The sequence below is a fragment of the Shinella sp. G-2 genome, from assembly GCF_050172695.1.
Lineage (GTDB): Bacteria > Pseudomonadota > Alphaproteobacteria > Rhizobiales > Rhizobiaceae > Shinella.
Genome location: NZ_JBBEYH010000006.1, coordinates 197,694 through 216,817, shown reverse-complemented (window position 1 = coordinate 216,817; position 19,124 = coordinate 197,694). Strand labels below are relative to the sequence as shown.

The following is a 19,124-nucleotide window of genomic DNA, read 5'->3' as shown; positions in this document are numbered from 1 at the left end:
TCCGGAGCAGGATGGGGCGATCCTTCGTCACTGTGCGAGGCCAGCCTTTTCGACAGCGTCGGCCAGCACCTCGATGCCTTCGATCGTGCGGATCGTCGGGTTCATCGCCTGCGCGTCCATATCGACGACATGGCCGTTCTTCACGGCCGGCATGAGGCTGGCGACCGGATCCTCCTTGAGGAACTTGTGCTTGATGGCGACATCATCCGCGGGGTAGCGGCGGCGCTCCATTTTACCGGTAACGATGATCGTCGGATCGGCTTTGGCGATGGTCTCCCAACCGACCGTTGGCCATTCCTCGTCGCTTTCGATGACGTTCCTGATGCCGAGCACCGACAGGATGTAACCGGGCGCGCCGTTGCGGCCGGCGACATAGGGATCGATGTCGAGTTCGGCGCTGGAGAACCAGAAGACGGCGGACAGCTTTCCGTCGGCCGAGGCGATTTTCTTACGGGCCGCGGCCTCGCGTGCCTTGAGATCGGCAATGACCTTCTCGCCCTGATCCTGGACGTTGAAGATCTGTGCCAGCTCGCTGATTTCCTTGTAGATCAGCTCCATGGTGAAGACGGTGTTGCGCACGCCGTCACCGCCACCGGAATTGTCCTTGCCCATGCAGTCGGCCGGCGACGTATAGACCGGGATCTTCAGTTCGGCGAACTGTTCGGGCGTCCCGACGACGCCTTCCGGGCCGACATGCCACTGGAACTGCGTGGTCACGAGATCGGGCTTCCTGGCGACGACGCTTTCGAAGCTCGGATCGTTGTCGGCAAGGCGCTCCACCTTGGCATTCGCCTCCTCATAGCCCGCCAGAACCGGGCCGATCCAGACGGCGGTGCCGACCATGCGGTCGCCGACGCCGAGCAGGTAGAGGATTTCCGTCGAACTCTGGCCGAGCGAGACGGCGCGTTCCGACGCCTTCTCGAAGGTGACGGGGCGGCCGCAGTTTTCCAGCGTCAGCGGATACACCGTTTCGGCGGCCTGGGCCGCGCCGGCGGCAAGGACGAACCCGGCCACGAGCGACAGGAAGGAGGCGGCGCGCGGGGCCGCAGCGGAATGGGTCATGGATATCTCCCGAGGTGAAGGAAGGCGGACGGGCTCACGCGACGGGCCAAGGGCTGCGCGCGGTCGGTCGGGAGAAAACGAAGGGTGGTCTGCCGTCGCCGGCAGTCGGGTTCGTCATGGCGTCTCCTGTTCCGGGCATCCCCGCCCGTGTTCGGATTGTGGCTCTGACGGCAGGTCTCCTGGCTCACGGATATCTGCGACCTGTCTGCCTTCCCGCGCAAGGCGCAGTGGCATGACGCGAAACGCGTCCAAGGACAGGCGGCAATCCGCCTACAGTTGCGGGGGCAGCCACGGAATGGGTCCCTGTTGGGTCGTCCGCACCGTGTTCCCTATTAATCCCCTGGGAGTCATCCTTCGGGGAACCGTCGATCCATCCTTAGTCCGCGCCACGCGGCAGCGTCAAGGCATGGGCCGCTATCAGGTTTCGAAATCCCCGAAGACGTCCTGCAGGCGGGTCAGCGTGTCGACGCGCTCGCTCACCTCGTCGCCCATGACGACGATGATGTTGCTGAGCATGAGGTCCATGACAGCGGTCATGGTGGCGGCGCCATCCCAGAGCGGGCCGTGCGAACCGGGCACGATGAGGCAGATATCGGAGACCTCCGGTCCCCACGGGCAGAACTCGTCCGTCAGGAGCACGACCTTGACGCCGGCGCGCCGGGCCTCGAGCGCGAGCGACCGGGCCTTGGCGGCGAAGCGGCGAACGTCATGCAGGAAGAGCAGACGCCCCTCGACGGAGCCGTCAAGCAGTTCCGCATAGGTGCCGTTGAGCCCGTCGACGAACTGCACGCGCGGGCGGGTATAGGAAAGCTGGCTGGCGAAATACTGCGCGATGCCGCGCACGTTCTGGTAGGCGGCGACATAGACCTCGGTGGCGTTAATCAGGGCGTCGATCGTCTGCTGCCATTCCGGTGCGCTGGTGATGGCGTAGATCTGGCCGAGATTGTCGATCTGCTGCTGGATGAGGCCAGCGAGCAGCTTGCCCTCCTTGCGATCCTGCTCCAGCCGGTCGACGCGTCCCTTGACCTGCCAGGCAGGGTTGGAGCTGCCGTGGCGCAATTCGCTCTTCAGGTCGTCCAGCCCGTCGAAGCCCATGCGGCGCAGATATCGCCCGACGGTCATCGGAGAGATCTGCAGGCGCTGGGCGATGGAGCGCGCCGTCTCGAAGGGAAGCTCGGCGATGTTGCGCTCGATGTAATGGGCGATGAGCTTGTCGGATTTGGACCGCCGGAGATCGTCGGACTGAACGAGCTTCACAATGCGTTTCGACACGTCGCCCCTCTCTTCAAAGTCCCGCCCGTCCGGAGACGGGCGGGGATCAACCGCACTCACTGGGCCGTCTTGACCCGCGTCCATACGCGGTCCACCTGACGCAGGGCCGGTCCCAGATCCTCGAATATCTGGAGCCGGTTCATCGTCTCGGCCGGCGGGTTGATTTCCTTGCTATTCTTGATCTTTTCAATGGTCAATTGCCGCGCCGGCACATTGGCCGTGCCGTTGGTCTGCTGCGAGACATTGAGGGCGACGATTTCCGGGCGCGTGTAGAACTGGAGGAACTTGATGGCATTCTCCTTGTTCGGCGCGCTCTTCAGGACGCAGATATCCTCCTGGTACATGGTCGCGCCCTCTTCGGGGATCACGTAGCCGAGGTCCTTTTCGTTGCCGAAGACGTCGATCATGGCGCCGACGAAGGCGTGGCCGGCGGCAACGTCGCCCGCCTGCACCATCGGCCGCTCGTCATAGGTGAAGGCAGCGATGTCGGGCTTCATGGCGATGATCGTGTCTGCGGCCTGCTGCAATTCGGCGGGATCGGTCGAGTTGATCTTGTGGCCGTTGAGGATAAGGCCGACGGCCAGCACTTCGCGCATGTCGTCAAGCAGGGTGAACTTCAACCCCTTCGCCTTCACCGTCTCGACCAGATCCTTCCAGCCGGTGACGTCCTTGCCGAGAATCTTGCGGTTATAGAAGATGCCGACCGAACCCCAGGCATAGGGCAGGCAATACTCGCCGTTCGGATCGCTCTTGGCGCGCAGGAACGCCGGATCGATGTTCTTGAAACCCTCGTATGTGTTGATGTCGGTCTTTTCGAGCAGGTCGAGCTTGGCCATGATGTCCTGCATGTGCACGGACGGGAAGACCACGTCGTAGCCCGTCGCGCCGCCCTGGATCTTTGCCAGCATTTCCTCGTTGGAGGAATAGGTCGAGAGGTTGACCTTGATCTGGGTCTCCTCCTCGAACTTCTTCAGCACTTCCGGATTGATGTATTCGCCCCAGTTATAGACGTTGAGTTCGCTGGCGCCCGCCATGCCTGCCGTCGCCACGAGGGCCGCAAGCGAGAGGGCAGTGCCGCGCATCCAGGCCTGAAAACCGGATGCGCCGGCGCGATGAGCTTTCGTCATGGAATAGTCTCCTCTGATGGTTCGGCCTTGCTGGCCCCGGCGCTTTCCTTTGCGCCCTGCTTTCCCGTCCCGGCTTCTTTTCGGCCGTTGACTTGGATGGGCAAATGGTATCCATATATCGAAATCGCACAAGCGTTATTTTTATAACAAATTGGGGAACGACGATGCGAGACTCCATAGTCCGCCTGGAGAAGGCGGCGAAGGCCTTTGCCACGCCTGAAGGCCAGACGGTGACCGCGCTGGACGCCATCGATCTCGATGTCCGGCGCAATGAATTCCTGACGCTGCTGGGGCCGTCGGGTTGCGGAAAAACCACGCTCCTCCAGGCGATCAGCGGTTTCGTGGAACTCGATTCCGGCCGCATCCTGATCGACGGCGAGGACATGACGGACAGGCCGCCCTATCGCCGGCCGGTCAATACCGTGTTCCAGAACTATGCGCTCTTCCCGCATATGACGGTGGGTGAAAACACCGGCTATGCGCTGGAAGTCGCGGGCGTCGCCAAGTCCGAAAGGATGAAGCGTGTCGCGGAAGCGCTTGCCATGGTCGGCCTTGAGGGGCTGGAAAGCCGCAAGCCCCGCCAGCTTTCAGGCGGCCAGCAGCAGCGTGTGGCGCTTGCCCGCGCCATCATCGCCCGTCCGAAGCTGCTCCTGCTCGATGAGCCGCTTTCAGCCCTCGACAAGAACCTGCGCCAGGCGATGCAGATCGAATTGAAGACGCTGCAGAACGAGCTCGGCATCTCCTTCATCTTCGTCACCCATGACCAGCAGGAAGCGCTGACCATGTCGGACCGTGTCGCCGTGCTGTCGGGCGGGCGGATCCAGCAGCTCGACACGCCGCGCGCCATCTACGACCAGCCGAAGAACAGCTTTGTCGCCACTTTCGTCGGCGCCAGCAACCTCTTCGAGGGAGAGGCCGGCGGCGGGCAACTGGTGACGCAGGACGGTATCGCGATCTCCCACGGTCGACCGGGCGCAACGGGCGCTGCAACCGCGCTCATCCGCCCGGAACAATTCTTCCTCGCGGAGGCCGGCAACGGCGCCCCGGCTCTCGACGTCGACCTCGAGCAGATCGTCTTCGTCGGCTCGACCTTCGAGCTTTTCGGCCGCACGGCGACGGGACGGCGCGTCATCGCGGAGATTCCCGCGGCGCGGCGCAGCCTCGTCGGGGAAATCGAGCAGTCGCGCCATGCGCGCCTTGCCTACGATCCGTCGGCCGTGCACCTCATCCCGGCGGAGGCCGCCTGACATGACGTCGATTGCCTTTCGCCGCCGCGCCCAGCTTGCCGTCCTGCTCGGACCGGTCTCGCTGTTCCTGGCGGTCTTCTTCCTCGGTCCGCTCTCCATCATGATCGTGACCAGTTTCCTGGCGCCCGGTCTTTACGGCGGTGTGGAATGGACATGGTATCCGCATAACTTCGGCCGCATCCTCGGCTTCGCCGATCCGATGTTCGAGGATTTCGACCCGATCTATATCGCGATCTTCCTGCGCTCGCTGAGGATCGCGGCCATGACCGTGATCGCGACGCTTCTCGTCTGCTACCCGGCCGCCTTCTGCATCAGCCGCCTTTCGGAACGCTGGAAGAACTTCTGCCTCTTCCTCATCACCCTGCCCTTCTTCGCCAGTCTCATCGTGCGGCTCTTCGTCTGGGTGCTGATCCTGCGCCAGACCGGCCTTGCCAATGACGTGCTGCTGAAGACCGGCCTCATCGCCCGACCCCTCGACCTCATCTATACCGAGGGCGCGATCATCCTCGGCATGGTCTATGTCTTCATTCCCTTCATGTTCATGCCCGTCTATGCCAGCGTCGAAAAACTCGACTGGACGCTGGTGCGCGCCTCGCTGGATCTCGGTGCAGGGCCGATCCGCACCTTCTGGCGCATCATCCTGCCGCTGACGGCGCCGGGCATTGCCGGCGGAGCGGTCATCGTCTTCATCCCCGCGCTCGGCAATTTCATCGTGCCGACCATCCTCGGCGGCGCCAAGGTGATGATGCTCGGCAACCTCATCGAGCAGCAGTTCCTCGCCGCGCGCAACTGGCCCTTCGGCTCGGCGCTCGCGATGATGGTGATGAGCGTGATGCTGGTGCTGCTCTTCATCTACGTGGTCGTTTCCGGCCGCCGCGGCCTCGATGCCGCAGCCGGACGCTGAGGAGAGACCGATGAAGATTTTCGCCACCCTCGCCCGCGGCAGCCTCTTTGCCTATACCGCGCTGTTCTTCGCCTTCATCTACATCCCGCTGGCGCTGATCGCGGTCTATTCGTTCAACGCGAACCCGGTCAACATGATGACCTGGACCGGTTTCACTACCGACTGGTATGCCCAGGTCCTCGGCTTCAAGACGAAGATTTCGGAAAACGCGCTCTATCTGGAATCCACCGACCAGCTCGTGCAGGCCGTGTGGAACAGTCTGAGGATCGCCGCCTCCACCACGGCCATCGCCACCGTGCTCGGCACGGCCATGGCGATCGCGCTCTACCGTTTCGATTTCTTCGGCAGGCGCTTCTACCGCGTCGTCATGTTCATGCCGATGCTGATGCCGGATATTGTGCTCGGCATCGCGCTGCTGATCTTCTTCGTCAATGCCGGCATCAGTCTCGGCATCGGCACGATCATCATCGGCCAGTGCACCTTCCTGACCTCGTATGTCTTCATCGTCGTCACCGCACGGCTTGCCGGCATGGACCGCACGCTGGAGCACGCCTCGGCCGATCTCGGGGCGAATGAATGGACGACCTTCCGCAGGGTGGTCTTCCCGCAGCTCCTGCCGGGCATCCTCGGCGGCGCGCTGCTCGCCTTCATCATCTCGATGGACGACCTCGTCATCACCTATTTCATCGCCGGCGTCGACGTCACGACCCTGCCGATGTTCATCTTCGCCATGCTCCGGCGCGGCATCAAGCCGGAGATCAACGCCATCGCCGTGATGATGCTGACCTTCTCCTTTGTCATCGCCTCCCTCGGCCTCTATCTTCGCTCCCGGCAGAAATAACCATGACCCAAAAGACAAAGCCCCGCGCCCGCGATCTCGGCCTTCCCTTCACCGGTCGCACCGGCCCCTTCAACGCCATCACCGATGTCGAGGGTGTCGCCGTCGGCTTCCAGACGATCCGGGAGGAGAGCCCGCGCCCGGGTCGCAAGCTGCCGGTGCGCACCGGCGTTACCGCGATCCTGCCGCACAGCGAAAGCCGGACGCCGGTGCCCGTCTATGCCGGCGTGCACCGGTTCAACGGCAATGGCGAAATGACCGGCACGCACTGGATCGAGGATGGTGGCACCTTCCTCGGCCCCGTCATGATCACCAACACCCACGGTGTCGGCATCACCCACCATGCGACGATCCGCTGGATGCTGGAGCACTATGCCTCGACCTACGAGATCGGCGATTTCCTCTGGCTGATGCCCGTCATCGCCGAGACCTATGACGGCGCGTTAAGCGACATCAACGGTTTGCCGGTGACGGAGGCCGATGCGCGCGCGGCGCTGGACAACCTTGCCCGCGGCCCTGTCGCGGAAGGCAATTGCGGCGGCGGCACGGGCATGATCACCTATGGCTTCAAGGGCGGCACCGGCACGTCCTCGCGCATCGTCTCCTATGGCGGCAAGGACTATACGGTGGGCACGCTGGTGCAGGCCAATCACGGCCAGCGCGACTGGCTGACGGTCTGCGGCGTTCCCGTCGGCAAGCACCTTCAGGACAACACTCCGCAAAGCCAGCTCAAGGAGCGCGGCTCGATCATCGTCGTCATCGCCACCGATCTGCCGCTCGCCCCGCACCAGTTGAAGCGCCTCGCGCGCCGCGCCGCCATCGGCATCGGCCGCAACGGAACGCCCGGAGGCAACAATTCCGGCGATATCTTCCTCGCCTTCTCCACCGCCAATCCGCAGCCGATGGCCCATCGCGCGCCGGAAATGCTGTCCCTCGATATCCTCAACGACGAACATCTCGACGCCGCCTACATGGCGGCGGTCGACAGTGTGGAGGAAGCGGTTGTGAATGCCATGCTGGCGGCGGAGGATGCCGGCGGCACGCCGCATGACCGCCTGCGCGTCGACGCCATCAGGCACGATGCACTGCTTGACGTCATGCGGCAGTACGGCCGGCTCGCCTAGTCGGCGCGCCGAAGCTCATCCGAACCGCTTGGAGCATGTCAGGTTCAGATTGAACCAGGCATGCTCTGAATTCCTTTGTTTTCGTTGTCTTTTCGGGAAAACCGGTTTCCACTTTTCCCTGACAAACTCTAGTTGGCGTTGCCATCGGGGGTGACGCGCTGGCTGTCGCCGCCGGTGCCGGATTGCTGGGTGGGATCGCGGTCGGTCGGCACGGTCTGACCACCGCCGGGCACGGTGTCGTCGATGGTATCCTGCGTCGGGTTTTGCGTGCCGTTTGTCGTCGAGGACGTCTGGGAAGCGTCGACCGGCTCGGTCGGGTCACTTGCCTCGCCCCAGATTTCGACCGCGCCCCAGACGAGGAAGACCAGGACAAGGCTGGTGCCGAGCACCGTCAGCACAGGCCGTCCGAGACCGCCCTGGCGGCTCTCGCGCGCCGCGTAGGTCTTGCGGGCGGGGTCGTGGGTGCGGGTCAGCGGATCGCCGCGTTCGTCCTGCTGGTGGGTCATGGTCTGCACTCCCTGAAGTTCGTGTCAGGGAAAGAACTTGCCTTGGAACGGAAAAGTTCCCTTCTCAGGCTTCCGCCGGCCCGTCCAGTCCCAGCGCTTCGAGAAGGCGGCGCTGGCGCAGCAGAAGATGCGTCAGCGAGGCGACGTCGCCCTTCGCCGGCTGGTGCGTCATGCCCTCCTCCACCGCTTCCACGATGGCCTCCAGCGTATCGGCGATCTCGCGGGAAAGATCATGCAGGTCGGCAAAGGCTGGATCGATCGCAGCGGCGGCAAGTGTCGCCGTCGTGACGCGCCCGATGCCGCGCGGCACTTTCGCGCCGCCGTCGACATGGCCTTCGGGCAATTCGCCCTTCAGATTGACGACGCGGCGGTGACGGATGACGTCGATGATCTGGTCGACGGCCTGGCAGGCGCCGGCGACGCGCGAGGGGTGATCCGTATCCGCGGCGGCATGGGGCAGGAGTTCGAGCTTTCCGGCGTGCCGCTCGACAAGCTTCAGATAGGGCAGCATGGGGCCGCTGAGCGTACCGCTGGACGCGTTCTTGAAGAGATCGGCGTCGATGGCGACGTGGCGCACCTGGCCGGAAGCGAGCGCCCGGTCGAGTGCGAGCGTATCCACCACCTCGCCCCGGTCGTAGTTGACGAGAACGGCGCCGCGGTTCATCGCCGACAGCACGGTCTCGCCGACGAGACCCGCATTGGCATAGCGGCGCGTCGCCTCGTCCAGCCGGCCGAGGCCGACATGGACGGAGAGCGCATCCGCCCCGTCCGCCGCCTCCGCGGGGCCTGGCGCATAGCCGAAGCCTTCCGCCTCGATCCATTGCCGGTGCTGCGGGCGGGCATAGACGACGACGTCCATGCCGAAGGCGCGGGCGAGTCGCGCCACCTCCCGGCCGATATTGCCGTAGCCAAGCACGGCCATGCGCTGTCCTTCCAGCTTGGCGGTCGGATAGAGCTTCAGGTCGCGTCCCGTATCGAAATCGCCGGCGGCCACCCGCTGGTGCAGCAGACCGACCGGCAGATCGGGCGTCACCTTCAGGAGTGCTTTCATGGCCATCTGCGCCGTCGCGCGGCTGTTGATGCCGGGCGTGTTCATCAGCGGCGCCGCGCCGCCCTCGCCGTTGCCGCCGCCCCAGGAGGCAGAGCCCATATTGCCCGTGCCCGCGCCGATGCGCACGCCGCCGAGCGGAAAGACCGCCTGTTTGGGAATGAAGGTCGCCGCGGCGATCAACGCGTCGTAGCGCCCGTCGGCCGTCTGCGCGATGATCTCGGCTTCGGCGCTGAGATCCGGCTGGTAGAAGAAGTGAAGGCCTGGCGGCAGATCCTCGCGCTGGTATCCGCCCTCATGGAATATGCCGCCTCGTGCCGCGACATGGGCGCGAACCTCGCTCGGATCCGGTTCTCCGTCCGCGCCGAAACGAAGGCCGACGAGGTCGGCGATCAGCACCTTGTAGGCCCGCTGCGGGTCGTCCACCCGTCCTGCGTCTTCGTGATCCTGCATGACGCCCCTCCCTCTCCCTTCCTGTTTCGTAGGCGAGTTTTCCAGCCCGGGCAAGCCAAGGTCAAAACCCGCCTATGCCCGTCCAGGAGGCCCCCGGTCAGAAAGAGGAGAGAAGAAGATTGCCCATGACATCGCGTGCCTTCAACAGCCTCGTCGTGCCGTTACTTAATGGAAGTCGCGGGAGATGACGCGGATCGCCTGCGCCTCGCCAGCTTCCTCATGCCCGGCGATGCCGCCGCGGCGGGCGATGGTGGCAAAATCCATGGAGAGATCGGTAAGCTGCTGCACGACGAGATGCACCACCTCGCCCTCCCGCTGCACATAGCCTTTCATGCCGATCATCGGCGCGCCCATCACGATGGGCCGGTGAGCGAGAAAAACCTTGCGCCAGACGACGAGGTTGGCGATGCCCGTTTCGTCCTCGATCGTGACGAAGATGACGCCCTTGGCCGAGCCGGGTTGCTGGCGCACCAGCACGATGCCGGCCGTCTCGACCTTCTGGCGATCCTTGAGCCGTGTCGCTGCGGCGCAGCTGAGATAGCGCCGGCGCGTGAGGCTTTCGCGCAGGAAGCTCACCGGATGGGCCCGCAGCGTCAGCCCGACATGGCCGTAATCCGCCACCACCTCGCCGCCTGTTGCCATGGGGCGTAGCGCCACTGCCGGCTCGTTCAATTCAGGGATGACCGCCGCCTCCCTCTCGGCCGCTGCGGAAAAGAGCGGCAATGGCTCGTCCCTGAGGCCCCGGATCGCCCAGAGCGCTTCGCGGCGGGAAAGGCCGAGCGACGGCAGGAAGGCATCGGCCTCGGCGAGGCGAACCAGATCGTCGGACGGAAGACCCGAGCGGCGCCAGAAATCGTCGACCGAGACGAAGGCGTCCTGCTCCCGATTGAGAATGCAGGCGGCGGTCTTCTCGTTGTTGAGCCCCTTCACCATCCGCAGTCCCAGCCGCACGGCAAAACGCCCCGCCTCTTGCGTCGGCTCCAGCGTGCAGTCCCAGCGGCTTTGGTTGATGCAGACCGGCCGCACTTCCACGCCGTGATCGCGCGCATCGCGCACGATCTGCGCCGGGGCGTAAAAGCCCATCGGCTGGGAATTGAGAAGAGCGGCGCAGAAGATGTCCGGATGGTGGCATTTCATCCAGGCCGAGGCATAGGCGATGATCGCGAAACTGTAGGCATGGCTTTCCGGAAAGCCATAGGAACCGAACCCTTCGAGCTGGCGGCACATACGTTCTGCGAATTCCCGGGAGTAACGGTTTTTGACCATGCCTTCAACAAGCTCCTCGCGGAACTTGTCGACCCCACCGGTCTGCTTGAAGGTTGCCATGGCGCGGCGCAATTGATCTGCACGGCCCGGCAAAAAACCAGCACCAATAATCGCCACCTGCATGGCTTGTTCCTGAAATAGCGGCACGCCGAGTGTCTTTTTGAGAATAGCCTTCAATTTCGCGTCGTCGGGATAGTCTGGTTTCTCCACACCTTGGCGGCGTCTCAAATAGGGATGCACCATGTCACCTTGTATCGGCCCCGGCCGGACGATCGCTACTTGAATGACGATGTCATAGAACTCATTAGGCCGGAGGCGGGGAAGCATTGACATTTGCGCCCGGCTTTCGATCTGGAACGTGCCGAGCGTATCGGCCTTCGAGATCATCTCGTAGGTTGGCTTGTCATCGAGCTCGATATTCCAGAGACCTTTGCGAATACCCTTTAGCGCTTCAAGATATTCGAACGCCCGGCGCATGCAGGAGAGCATGCCGAGTGCCAGCACGTCCACCTTCATGAAGTTGAGAGATTCGATGTCGTCCTTGTCCCACTCTATAACTTGCCTGTCATCCATGGCAGCAGGCTCGATAGGCACCAGATCGTCCAGCCGGTCACGTGTCAGCACGAAACCGCCTGGATGCTGCGAGAGGTGGCGCGGCCGGTCGATCAACTGGCCGGCAAGCTCGAACAGCAACTTGATGCGGCGGTCATCGACATTGAAGCCAGCTTCGACCGCATGGCTTTGCGGCAGTTCGTTGGACCAGCCCCAGACCTGCGAGGAAAGGGACTTCAGCATATCCTCCGGCATTCCTAGCGCCCGCCCGACATCGCGCATGGCTGCGCGTGAGCGATAACGGATCACCGTTGCGCAAAGCGCCGCCTGGTTGCGTCCGTAGGTGTCATATATCCATTGGATGATCTCTTCTCGCCGCCCATGTTCGAAATCAACATCTATGTCGGGCGGTTCGCCACGTTCTTCCGAGACGAAGCGTTCGAAAAGCAGGCCGTTGCCTTGCGGATTAACCGCCGTTATCTCCAATACGTAACACACGGCGCTGTTCGCTGCCGAACCGCGTCCCTGGCAGAGAATACCCATCTCGCGCGCTTTCCGGACGATTGCGTTTACCGTGAGAAAATAGGGCGCATATTGCTTCCGCGCGATGAGTTCTAACTCGTAGTTTAGCGTGCCGCGTATTTCGTCTGGAATACCTTCCGGATAACGCTTGCTTGCCCCCTCCCAGGTGTATTTCTCCAGCGCTTCCTGTGGCGTGAGGTGGGTATATTCCTTCTCGTCGGGGTATTGGTATTTCAGTTCGTCCAGCGAGAATTGGCAACGCTCCATGATTTCCATCGTCCGGGCGAGCGCTTGCGGGTAGCGGGAAAAGAGGCGGTGCATTTCTTCCGGCGGCTTCAGGTAGCGGTCGGCGTGGCGCTCGCGCAGGAAGCCGGCATTGTCGATGGTCACGCTGTGGCGGATGCAGGTGACGATGTCCTGCAGCATGCGCCGGGCGGGCTCGTGATAGAGCACGTCATTGGTGACGACGGTGGGCACACGGTATTGTGCAGCAAGGTTCGAGAGCTGGAAGAGGCGCAACGGATCGTTCGGGCGACGGCGCAACGTGAGGGCGAGGTAGCAGCGACCGCGAAAGGTTTCGGCGACGCGGCGGAGGCGAAAGGCCGTCTCCTCGTTCGCCTCGTCCGGCACCAGAACAGCAAGCAGGCCTTCGTTCCACGCCACCACATCCGCCCAGTCGAGATGGCACTTGCCTTTGCCGGCCCTCTTCTTGCCGATGGTGAGCAGGCGACAGAGACGGGCATAGGCTTCGCGGTCCGTTGGGTAGACGAGCAGGGACATGCCATCGACCAGATCCAGCCGGCAGCCGACCACGAGGCGCACCCGGGGCGCCTCCTTGGCAAGTTCCTTCGCCGCCTTGTGAGCCTGGACGACGCCGGCGAGGCTGTTGCGGTCGACGACGGCAAGGGCATCGATGCCGAGGGCACTCGCCTGCGCGAAAAGCTCCGCCGCGCTGCTCGCCCCGCGCAGGAAGGAGAAGTGGGACGTCACCTGAAGCTCGGCGTAGCGCGGTTTCATGCGAAGAGCCCGTGCAGGAACCAGCGGCCGAGGCCACTGGCGGCCTGCGTCTCGTCCGCCGAGCGGTAGAGCCAGAAGCGCGCGCCCGTTTCATCCTCGACCTGGAAATAGTCGCGCACGGCGGCACGCTCCGCGTCGCGCGTCCACCATTCGCCAAAGATGCGTTCCGGCCCGTCGGCGTGCCGCACGCGCCGCCGCACGCCACGCCAGGTGAAAGAGGCGGGCGGATGGTCGGGCAGCAGCGCCATGACGTCGATCGGCTCCGGGCGGGCGAGCAGGCGGGCGGGGCGCGGCCAGCGGCCCTGCCAGGTGGCGCCGTCATCCGGCGCGAGTGGCGGGATGCGCTGGATCGAGCGCTCCGGCACGTCGCTTTCGACGGGGGCGATACGGTAAAGCCGGCGTGCGCCGATGCGGTTGGCGATCACGTCGACGAGGCCGGCAATATCCGCTTTCTCCTCCGCAATCAGCGAAGAGACCGCCTGTTGCAGCACGAGCGGTTCGGCGAGCGTTGCCGTCAGGTCCATGATTTCGATGCCGAAGCCCGGATCGATCGTCTCTATCCGGTCGCAGAGCAATCGGACAAGGCGCTTTTGATCCCGCACCGGCTGCGCGGTGCCGACGCGGATCGCCTGCAGGGAATTGTCGACGCGGTGGAAAAGCAGATCGAGCCGGCGTGCGCCGAGACCGCGTTTTTCCAGCGTATGGCAGAGGTCGTGCACAAGGGCGGTCGTGTAGCGCGCGATGGTCTCGGGCGCGCCGATCGGCTCGCCGAAGACTTTTCGCACGGTGGCAAGCTCGGGGTCGCGCAGTGGATCGACGGGCTCGCTGATCGTGCCCAATACCTGGTCGAGCCGCCGGCCGAGCGCAGCGCCGAAGCGCAGCACCAGGGGTGCGCGGGGTACGGCCAGCACGTCGCCGATAGTGGCAAAGCCGAGCCCATGCAGGCCTGCGACGGTTTCCGGCGCGATGCGCAGGCCCGGGATCGGCAGCGGCGATATTGCCGCCCTCGACCCTCCGTGCGGGAGGACGCGTACGGGATCGGCCAGGAACCGGGCGGCGGCATGGGCCGCCCCCCAGCTATCGGCCACCGCCGCGCGGGCGAAAATGCCGGATGCGGAGAGGCGGTTGACGAGGCCGGTCAGCATCTGCGCCTCGCCGCCATGCAGGTGGTCGGCGCCGGTCGTGTCGATGACAAGGCCATCCGGCGGGTCGGGGGCGACGATCGGCGCGTAGTGCTGCAGGGCCCACAGGGCAAGGCGCTGCAGCGCGGCGGCATCGGCGGCGGGGTCGGCGGGCATGGTCAGGATGTCGGGCCGCAGCGCATGGGCCTTGGTGAGCGGCATGCCGACGCGAAGGCCTGCCTGTTCGGCCGGCCGGCTCACCGCCGTGACGATGCGGCGCGATCCCTCGCGTCCGACGAGAATGAGCTGCCTGTCAGGCGGAGGCGCTGCGGGACCAAGCGTCCGCCGCAGGCGATCGATCGGCCAGCCCGGAAGAAAGAGCGATACGACCCTCGGCATCGGATGCCTCCACGTCAAAGTCCGCCGCTTCGCCGGCCCGGCAGCGTACGAGTTGCAACAGCCACCGCGCCCGGCCGATGCCGGGCACGGGAAGCGGCGCGGACGGCCGCAGGGACACCCGCCAGCGCGTGACGGCGGCGGACGGCAGGGCAAAGACATCCGCCGGCCTGCCGCGCGGCAGACGGCGCAGGGCGATGCCAAGCGTGCCGCCCGCCTCGGCGGCAAGCTGCAGGCGGCGCGAGGCGGTCATCGACAGACGCGTGACCTCCGCCACGACGGCGCCGAGCCCGCCATGCCGCAGCCCCTCTTCGAAACAGAGGAGCAGGCTCTTCTCGTCGCCTGCCTCGGCATAGACAACGCGCCCCGGCGCGAGCCCCGCCTGCGCCAGCGCCGGGGCGAAGAGGTCGGGCTGCGTCAGACACCAGAGCACCTGCCCCCGGGTGCGGGCGGCGATGCCGGCGGCAAAAAGCATGGCGGCCGTGCCTTCCACGGCATCCTCGCTGCCACCGCAGATCTCGTGCAGGCTGGCGAGGGCCAGCCCACCGCCCGGCAGGCGGCCGTCGATGTCTGGCACGCCGAAAGGCAGCACCGCCCGGTCGGGCAAGGCGCGGCCGTCGAACTGCCGGATGCGCTCGCGCAGGTCGGCGACAACGGCATGGGCGGAGGCGGACATCGGCTTTGCAGCTCCTGTTGAAGGATGTTTGTTCTTTATTTGTTCTCAATTTCGGCAGGAGTCAACCGCCCTGCCGTACGGGAAAGATCACAGTTTGAATCATGCCCGGGAACCAACGGGCGCGGCGGAAGTTCTTCTCCACGCCATTCTCATCATTCAAGTCCATCAATTCAGGAGACAGGCCCATGGCTGACGAAAAGAGCACCGGCAAGCGCACGCTCGGCGTCGTTGAAAGCGGCGACAGCATTTCGCAGGAAGCGCGTGCCGCGGCTGCGGAAGCGACGGTGAACGAACAGATCGAGGCGCTGAAGACGGAAATCTCACGCCTGAAAGAATCGGCAGGGCTGATTGCCGAGGGCACGGGCAACCTTGCCGTCGCCAAGGCGGAATCGTTGCGCGATGAAGTGCGCCGGACCATTCAGGCCAATCCGCTTGCCACGCTCGCCGGGGCTGCCTTCATCGGTTACCTTTTCGGCCTGCGTCACCGATAAACGGTTTCTCTTCCAAAAAGAAAAGCCCGGCATTGCCGGGCTTTTCTGCGTTCAGAACCAGCGCTGGCGGCGGGGTGGCTCGTTTTCGAGGGTGCCGAGCAGGTAGCCGACGACGAGGCCGGCAAAACCCGCTGCAAGCACCACCGTCGACATGGCTGCGGGATGCTCGCGTGCGGCTTCCGCGACCGCCGCGCCCTCGTTCCGGACATAGCGGCGGGCCGAGCGCATGGCAGGGCGGGCGGCCTCGACGGCATCGCCGGCCCGGTCGCGCATCGCCTCATAGGCCTCGGCACCACGGTCGCCGAGATCCTTCTGGAGCTGGGCGAGTTCGGCGCGAAGGGCGGAAATCTGGGATTGAACGTCGGTGCTTGCCATTGCGGTCTCCTTGTCAGAATGGAGAGGCAACGGATGGCGCGCGGCTTGGTTCCCTGGCGGCCTGGAAATCGCCCGTCAGCCAGCCTGTCGGCGGCCGTCGCGGCGGATCTGCGAAGGCGTGTCGCCGAAGGCGGCGCGGAAGCGGCGGGTGAAGTGCGACAGGCTTTCGAAGCCGGTTTCCAGCGCGATTTCGATCAGCGGCTTGTTGGTGCGCATCACCATGTTCAGCGCGGCCGCCATGCGGATCTTCATGTAGATCGCGCTCGGCGAGGTGCCCATGTCGCTCTCGAACAGGCGTTCGAGCTGGCGGCGGGAAACGCCGGTCATGGTGGCGATGCTGTCGATCGAGAGCAGATCCTCGGTGTGCTGTTCCATCATCATGATGGCGAGATGCACGCGGCGGTCGCGCGCTTCGAGGCCGAGGGGATTGCGCGGCTGAAGGTCGGTGGCATCGCGCCGGTGGCGGATCTGCAGGATTTCCAGCGCATTGCGCTCCGCCGCTTCGCCGACATGATGGCGCACGAGCGTCGCCGCGAGATCGGCGACGCTGCTGCCGCCGGCGCAGGTGGCGACCTTGCCGTCGAAGCGGAAAATCTGCTCCGAGGTTGCCTCGATATCCGGGAAGCGGCCGCGGAAATCGCGGTGGTGCAGCCAGCTCACGCAGGCCGTATGGCCCTTGAGCAATCCGGCTTCGGCGAGGATGAAGCTGCCCGTACACAGGCCGATGAGCCCGACGCCGGCCTGGGCCGCCTTGCGCAGATAGGTCAGCGCATAGCTGTCGATCGGTTCCTCGACACTCAGAAGCCCGCCGACGACGGCGATATAGTCGAAACAGGCGGGATCGGCGAAGGGGGCGGTGGGCGCGACCTGGATGCCGCTGGAGGAGGAAATGAAGTTGCGCGTACTGCTGAGCACGTCCCAGTCGCAATTGACGCGGCGGGAGCGGTCCTCGCTGTCGCTGGCAAGACGCAATGTATCCACGAACAGGGCGAAGGCGGAGAGGGTGAAACTCTTCGACAGAATGAAACCGACGCGCAACGCTTTCGGCGTCGTCGCTCCGCTCATCTCCTTCGATGTCCGAACATCTATCGCCATCAGGCCTCCCGCGCCGCTCCGCCCGGCACTATCGCCGCTGGCGACGGCCACTGACAAGAGCCATAGCAGATTTCGCCCGCCCATACCAATGCTGCGCGTGGTTTGTGCAAGGATTAAGGCTGCGGGGCATTCTCCACCGGCAGCCCCCTCGCCCAATCCTCGAGCGCGCTTCGCATCGCCGCTTCCGCCGGCTGGCTGCGTGTAAAGGCCCACCAGAGGTGAGCGCCTTGCCAGATGCCGGCCATTTGCCAGCCGAGACGTTCGCCCTCGACGGGATCGGCGGACAGGCGCCGGCCGAGGGCTCTGGCGACGCGCAGCCCCCACGCCGCGCCCCGCGCACGCAGCACGGGGTTGCGGATATCCTCGCGCAACAGGAGCAGGCCATCGGTTGCGGTCTCCTCGGCCGCTTCGGGCGGCATCAGGCGAAGGAGAAAGGCAATCGCCCCTTGAAGGTCCGGGGCTTCCTCGGCGTCAGCGGCTTCGGTCTCCGCGTCCAGACGGTCCCAGGCGCGCAGCAGCACGGCTTCGAGAAGGGCCTCCCGGTCGCCGTAGCGCTGCACCAGCGTGGCGGCAGAAAGGCCGGCCGCCTTGGCGGCAAGGGCGAAGGTGAGGCCGGCGGGGCCGGTTTGCCGCAGGGTTTCCAGGATGGTGTCGAGCACCGCTTCGTCGGGGATTGTCTTTCGTCGTGCCATGCTTTTATATAAATGAACATTCATTTATTATTCAAGGAGATTTCGCATGGCCCGCATTCTCGGCTATATCGCCACCAGTCTCGACGGCATGATCGCCACCGAGGACGACAATCTCGACTGGCTGTTCAAGTATGACAGCATGGATCTCGGCGAACACGACTACCGCACCTTCATCACGCGGATCCGCACGGTGGTGATGGGCCGCGGGACCTATGACTTTATCGCCAACGAGCCCTCCCCGTGGGCCTATGGCGCGCAGCGCGTGATCGTCGTCACGTCACGGCCCATCGACAACCCGAAAGGCCCGCTCGAACTGCGCAGCGACGTCGATGCGCTGATCGGCGAACTGCGCGCGCTCGATGACGGCGATGTCTGGATGCTGGGTGGCGGGCAATTGCAGATGGCGTTCCTGGAGCGTGGCGCGCTCGACGAGATCGAAATCTATGTCATTCCGGAAATGCTCGGCGGTGGCCGGCCGCTTTTCCCCGCGACAGGATTTCGTGCGAGCCCGACCCTGGTCGGTGCTCAGGCTCTCGACAAGGGCTGCGTCCGGCTGCACTACCGCTTCAATTGAGGGAAAGGCCTTGCTGGACGCCCGCGGCGCTGAAAAGCCGGCCGCGGGTCACGTCGGCAACGGCGGAACGTTCCTTCAGAAGTTCGAGGAAGTCGTAGCCGGCCGACCAGCGGCCGAAGCCGCTGGCAATGTTGATATGGCCGGCATTACCGATATCGATGAGGTCGCTGCCCCAGGCCTGCGCCGTGCGCTGCAGCCTGTCGACGGGCATGTAGGGATCGTTGAGGCTGCCGACGATGAGGGAGGGAAACGGCAGGCGCTTCTGCGGCATGGCGCCGAACTTGATGGCGCAGGGATGCAGGACCTCCGTCGCGTCGAGATCGCAGGGCGCGACCAGCAGCGCGCCGCGGATGCGGGTGGCAAGCCGGCTTTCGGCAAAACGCGCCGCCAGCACGCAGCCGAGGCTATGGCCGACGAGCCAGACGCCGCGGCCGAGCATGTCCACCTGCCGCTCCAGTACCGCCAGCCAGTCCTCACGCTCCGGGCAGGTCCAGTCGTGTTGCTCGACGACGCGGCTTTCCGGATTGTCGCGTGCCCAGTGGCGCTGCCAGTGCGCCTCCGGCGACCCGTTGAGGCCGGGCAGGATGAGCGTGTCGACGGGGATATCGATGGGCGGCATGACGGGGCCTTCCTTGACGAGCGACGATGCCAGGATGATGGGCGTGGTCGGCAGGATTCGTAAGGAAGAGGCTGCTACAGTCTGCAAAATCCATAAAAATTCTTTGCATTCCTGTGGCGCGTGGCGCACCGGGCGGTCTTCCCGCCC

At 64.8% G+C, this 19,124-nt stretch carries 17 protein-coding genes, 1 pseudogene and 1 riboswitch; of the genes and pseudogenes, 6 read left to right on the top strand and 12 right to left on the bottom strand.

Features of this window, described 5'->3' with window-relative positions; translation table 11 throughout:
• Window positions 1–27: 27 nt before the first annotated feature.
• The 3 genes from V8U06_RS13315 to V8U06_RS13305 form a co-directional block, all read right to left on the bottom strand.
• Window positions 28–1,062 (bottom strand): ABC transporter substrate-binding protein, encoded by a 1,035-nt coding sequence (locus V8U06_RS13315; RefSeq protein WP_427141044.1) that lies wholly within the window; start codon window positions 1,060–1,062, stop codon window positions 28–30.
• Between the two features lie 152 nt (window positions 1,063–1,214).
• Window positions 1,215–1,444: riboswitch (cobalamin riboswitch) on the bottom strand.
• A 35-nt stretch (window positions 1,445–1,479) separates the two neighbouring features.
• A complete protein-coding gene (locus V8U06_RS13310; RefSeq protein WP_427141043.1) occupies window positions 1,480–2,334 on the bottom strand; it encodes a MurR/RpiR family transcriptional regulator in 855 nt (284 codons plus the stop codon).
• A 56-nt stretch (window positions 2,335–2,390) separates the two neighbouring features.
• Window positions 2,391–3,416, bottom strand: a complete 1,026-nt coding sequence (locus V8U06_RS13305; protein ID WP_226922660.1) for a polyamine ABC transporter substrate-binding protein — start codon at window positions 3,414–3,416, stop codon at window positions 2,391–2,393.
• A gap of 209 nt (window positions 3,417–3,625) precedes the next feature.
• On the opposite strand from V8U06_RS13305, the gene V8U06_RS13300 reads away from it, so the two are divergent.
• The 4 genes from V8U06_RS13300 to V8U06_RS13285 are packed head-to-tail and all read left to right on the top strand — an operon-like array spanning window position 3,626 to window position 7,574.
• Window positions 3,626–4,708 carry an ABC transporter ATP-binding protein gene (locus tag V8U06_RS13300; protein ID WP_427141042.1) on the top strand — a complete coding sequence of 361 codons (1,083 nt, stop codon included), beginning with the start codon at window positions 3,626–3,628 and terminating at the stop codon, window positions 4,706–4,708.
• A gap of 1 nt (window position 4,709) precedes the next feature.
• Entirely contained in the window at window positions 4,710–5,612 is a 903-nt protein-coding gene (locus V8U06_RS13295) for an ABC transporter permease (RefSeq protein WP_427141041.1), read from the top strand.
• 10 nt (window positions 5,613–5,622) lie between these two features.
• Entirely contained in the window at window positions 5,623–6,453 is an 831-nt protein-coding gene (locus V8U06_RS13290; protein WP_226921893.1) for an ABC transporter permease, read from the top strand.
• Between the two features lie 2 nt (window positions 6,454–6,455).
• The gene (locus V8U06_RS13285) at window positions 6,456–7,574 is read left to right on the top strand and encodes a P1 family peptidase (RefSeq protein ID WP_427141040.1); all 1,119 of its coding nucleotides are present in this window, start codon (window positions 6,456–6,458) and stop codon (window positions 7,572–7,574) included.
• Between the two features lie 128 nt (window positions 7,575–7,702).
• On the opposite strand, the gene V8U06_RS13280 is transcribed toward V8U06_RS13285, so the two are convergent.
• From V8U06_RS13280 to V8U06_RS13260, 5 genes and pseudogenes are all read right to left on the bottom strand, one after another.
• Entirely contained in the window at window positions 7,703–8,080 is a 378-nt protein-coding gene (locus tag V8U06_RS13280; protein WP_427141039.1) for a hypothetical protein, read from the bottom strand.
• A gap of 64 nt (window positions 8,081–8,144) precedes the next feature.
• Window positions 8,145–9,569: pseudogene (locus V8U06_RS13275) on the bottom strand (NAD(P)-dependent oxidoreductase); the annotation flags it as partial.
• A gap of 177 nt (window positions 9,570–9,746) precedes the next feature.
• Window positions 9,747–12,938 (bottom strand): error-prone DNA polymerase, encoded by a 3,192-nt coding sequence (locus V8U06_RS13270; RefSeq protein ID WP_427141038.1) that lies wholly within the window; start codon window positions 12,936–12,938, stop codon window positions 9,747–9,749.
• Window positions 12,935–14,458 carry a DUF6504 family protein gene (locus V8U06_RS13265; protein ID WP_427141037.1) on the bottom strand — a complete coding sequence of 508 codons (1,524 nt, stop codon included), beginning with the start codon at window positions 14,456–14,458 and terminating at the stop codon, window positions 12,935–12,937. The genes V8U06_RS13270 and V8U06_RS13265 overlap by 4 nt, the downstream gene beginning before the upstream one ends.
• Complete coding sequence (locus V8U06_RS13260; protein ID WP_427141036.1) at window positions 14,373–15,131, bottom strand: ImuA family protein; 759 nt, start codon at window positions 15,129–15,131, stop codon at window positions 14,373–14,375. The genes V8U06_RS13265 and V8U06_RS13260 overlap by 86 nt, the downstream gene beginning before the upstream one ends.
• Window positions 15,132–15,316: 185 nt before the next feature.
• Between V8U06_RS13260 and V8U06_RS13255 the strand changes: the two genes are divergently transcribed.
• The gene (locus V8U06_RS13255) at window positions 15,317–15,622 is read left to right on the top strand and encodes a hypothetical protein (RefSeq protein WP_427141035.1); all 306 of its coding nucleotides are present in this window, start codon (window positions 15,317–15,319) and stop codon (window positions 15,620–15,622) included.
• Between the two features lie 51 nt (window positions 15,623–15,673).
• Here the strand turns inward: V8U06_RS13255 and V8U06_RS13250 are convergent, their stop codons facing one another.
• The 3 genes from V8U06_RS13250 to V8U06_RS13240 all read right to left on the bottom strand — a co-directional run bounded on the left by V8U06_RS13250 (window position 15,674) and on the right by V8U06_RS13240 (window position 17,784).
• Window positions 15,674–15,997, bottom strand: coding sequence for a hypothetical protein (locus tag V8U06_RS13250; RefSeq protein WP_226921885.1), 324 nt, complete (start codon window positions 15,995–15,997; stop codon window positions 15,674–15,676).
• A 75-nt stretch (window positions 15,998–16,072) separates the two neighbouring features.
• A complete protein-coding gene (locus tag V8U06_RS13245) occupies window positions 16,073–17,092 on the bottom strand; it encodes a GlxA family transcriptional regulator (protein WP_427141034.1) in 1,020 nt (339 codons plus the stop codon).
• A 113-nt stretch (window positions 17,093–17,205) separates the two neighbouring features.
• The gene (locus V8U06_RS13240) at window positions 17,206–17,784 is read right to left on the bottom strand and encodes a TetR family transcriptional regulator (RefSeq protein ID WP_427141033.1); all 579 of its coding nucleotides are present in this window, start codon (window positions 17,782–17,784) and stop codon (window positions 17,206–17,208) included.
• A 46-nt stretch (window positions 17,785–17,830) separates the two neighbouring features.
• On the opposite strand from V8U06_RS13240, the gene V8U06_RS13235 reads away from it, so the two are divergent.
• Window positions 17,831–18,358 (top strand): dihydrofolate reductase family protein, encoded by a 528-nt coding sequence (locus tag V8U06_RS13235; RefSeq protein ID WP_427141032.1) that lies wholly within the window; start codon window positions 17,831–17,833, stop codon window positions 18,356–18,358.
• Here V8U06_RS13235 and V8U06_RS13230 read toward each other — a convergent pair.
• Window positions 18,351–18,977 carry an RBBP9/YdeN family alpha/beta hydrolase gene (locus tag V8U06_RS13230; RefSeq protein ID WP_427141031.1) on the bottom strand — a complete coding sequence of 209 codons (627 nt, stop codon included), beginning with the start codon at window positions 18,975–18,977 and terminating at the stop codon, window positions 18,351–18,353. The two genes, V8U06_RS13235 and V8U06_RS13230, sit on opposite strands and share 8 nt — an antisense overlap.
• Window positions 18,978–19,124: the final 147 nt, after the last annotated feature.

Excerpts from the sequence above, each read along its gene's own strand:
- V8U06_RS13245 (WP_427141034.1), bottom strand. The coding sequence starts at position 17,092 with ATGGCGATAGATGTTCGGACATCGAAGGAGATGAGCGGAGCGACGACG.
- V8U06_RS13280 (WP_427141039.1), bottom strand. The coding sequence starts at position 8,080 with ATGACCCACCAGCAGGACGAACGCGGCGATCCGCTGACCCGCACCCAC.
- V8U06_RS13295 (WP_427141041.1), top strand. The coding sequence starts at position 4,710 with ATGACGTCGATTGCCTTTCGCCGCCGCGCCCAGCTTGCCGTCCTGCTC.
- V8U06_RS13255 (WP_427141035.1), top strand. The coding sequence starts at position 15,317 with ATGGCTGACGAAAAGAGCACCGGCAAGCGCACGCTCGGCGTCGTTGAA.
- V8U06_RS13265 (WP_427141037.1), bottom strand. The coding sequence starts at position 14,458 with ATGCCGAGGGTCGTATCGCTCTTTCTTCCGGGCTGGCCGATCGATCGC.
- V8U06_RS13250 (WP_226921885.1), bottom strand. The coding sequence starts at position 15,997 with ATGGCAAGCACCGACGTTCAATCCCAGATTTCCGCCCTTCGCGCCGAA.
- V8U06_RS13270 (WP_427141038.1), bottom strand. The coding sequence starts at position 12,938 with ATGAAACCGCGCTACGCCGAGCTTCAGGTGACGTCCCACTTCTCCTTC.
- V8U06_RS13230 (WP_427141031.1), bottom strand. The coding sequence starts at position 18,977 with ATGCCGCCCATCGATATCCCCGTCGACACGCTCATCCTGCCCGGCCTC.
- V8U06_RS13235 (WP_427141032.1), top strand. The coding sequence starts at position 17,831 with ATGGCCCGCATTCTCGGCTATATCGCCACCAGTCTCGACGGCATGATC.
- V8U06_RS13260 (WP_427141036.1), bottom strand. The coding sequence starts at position 15,131 with ATGTCCGCCTCCGCCCATGCCGTTGTCGCCGACCTGCGCGAGCGCATC.
- V8U06_RS13300 (WP_427141042.1), top strand. The coding sequence starts at position 3,626 with ATGCGAGACTCCATAGTCCGCCTGGAGAAGGCGGCGAAGGCCTTTGCC.
- V8U06_RS13285 (WP_427141040.1), top strand. The coding sequence starts at position 6,456 with ATGACCCAAAAGACAAAGCCCCGCGCCCGCGATCTCGGCCTTCCCTTC.
- V8U06_RS13290 (WP_226921893.1), top strand. The coding sequence starts at position 5,623 with ATGAAGATTTTCGCCACCCTCGCCCGCGGCAGCCTCTTTGCCTATACC.
- V8U06_RS13305 (WP_226922660.1), bottom strand. The coding sequence starts at position 3,416 with ATGCGCGGCACTGCCCTCTCGCTTGCGGCCCTCGTGGCGACGGCAGGC.
- V8U06_RS13240 (WP_427141033.1), bottom strand. The coding sequence starts at position 17,784 with ATGGCACGACGAAAGACAATCCCCGACGAAGCGGTGCTCGACACCATC.
- V8U06_RS13315 (WP_427141044.1), bottom strand. The coding sequence starts at position 1,062 with ATGACCCATTCCGCTGCGGCCCCGCGCGCCGCCTCCTTCCTGTCGCTC.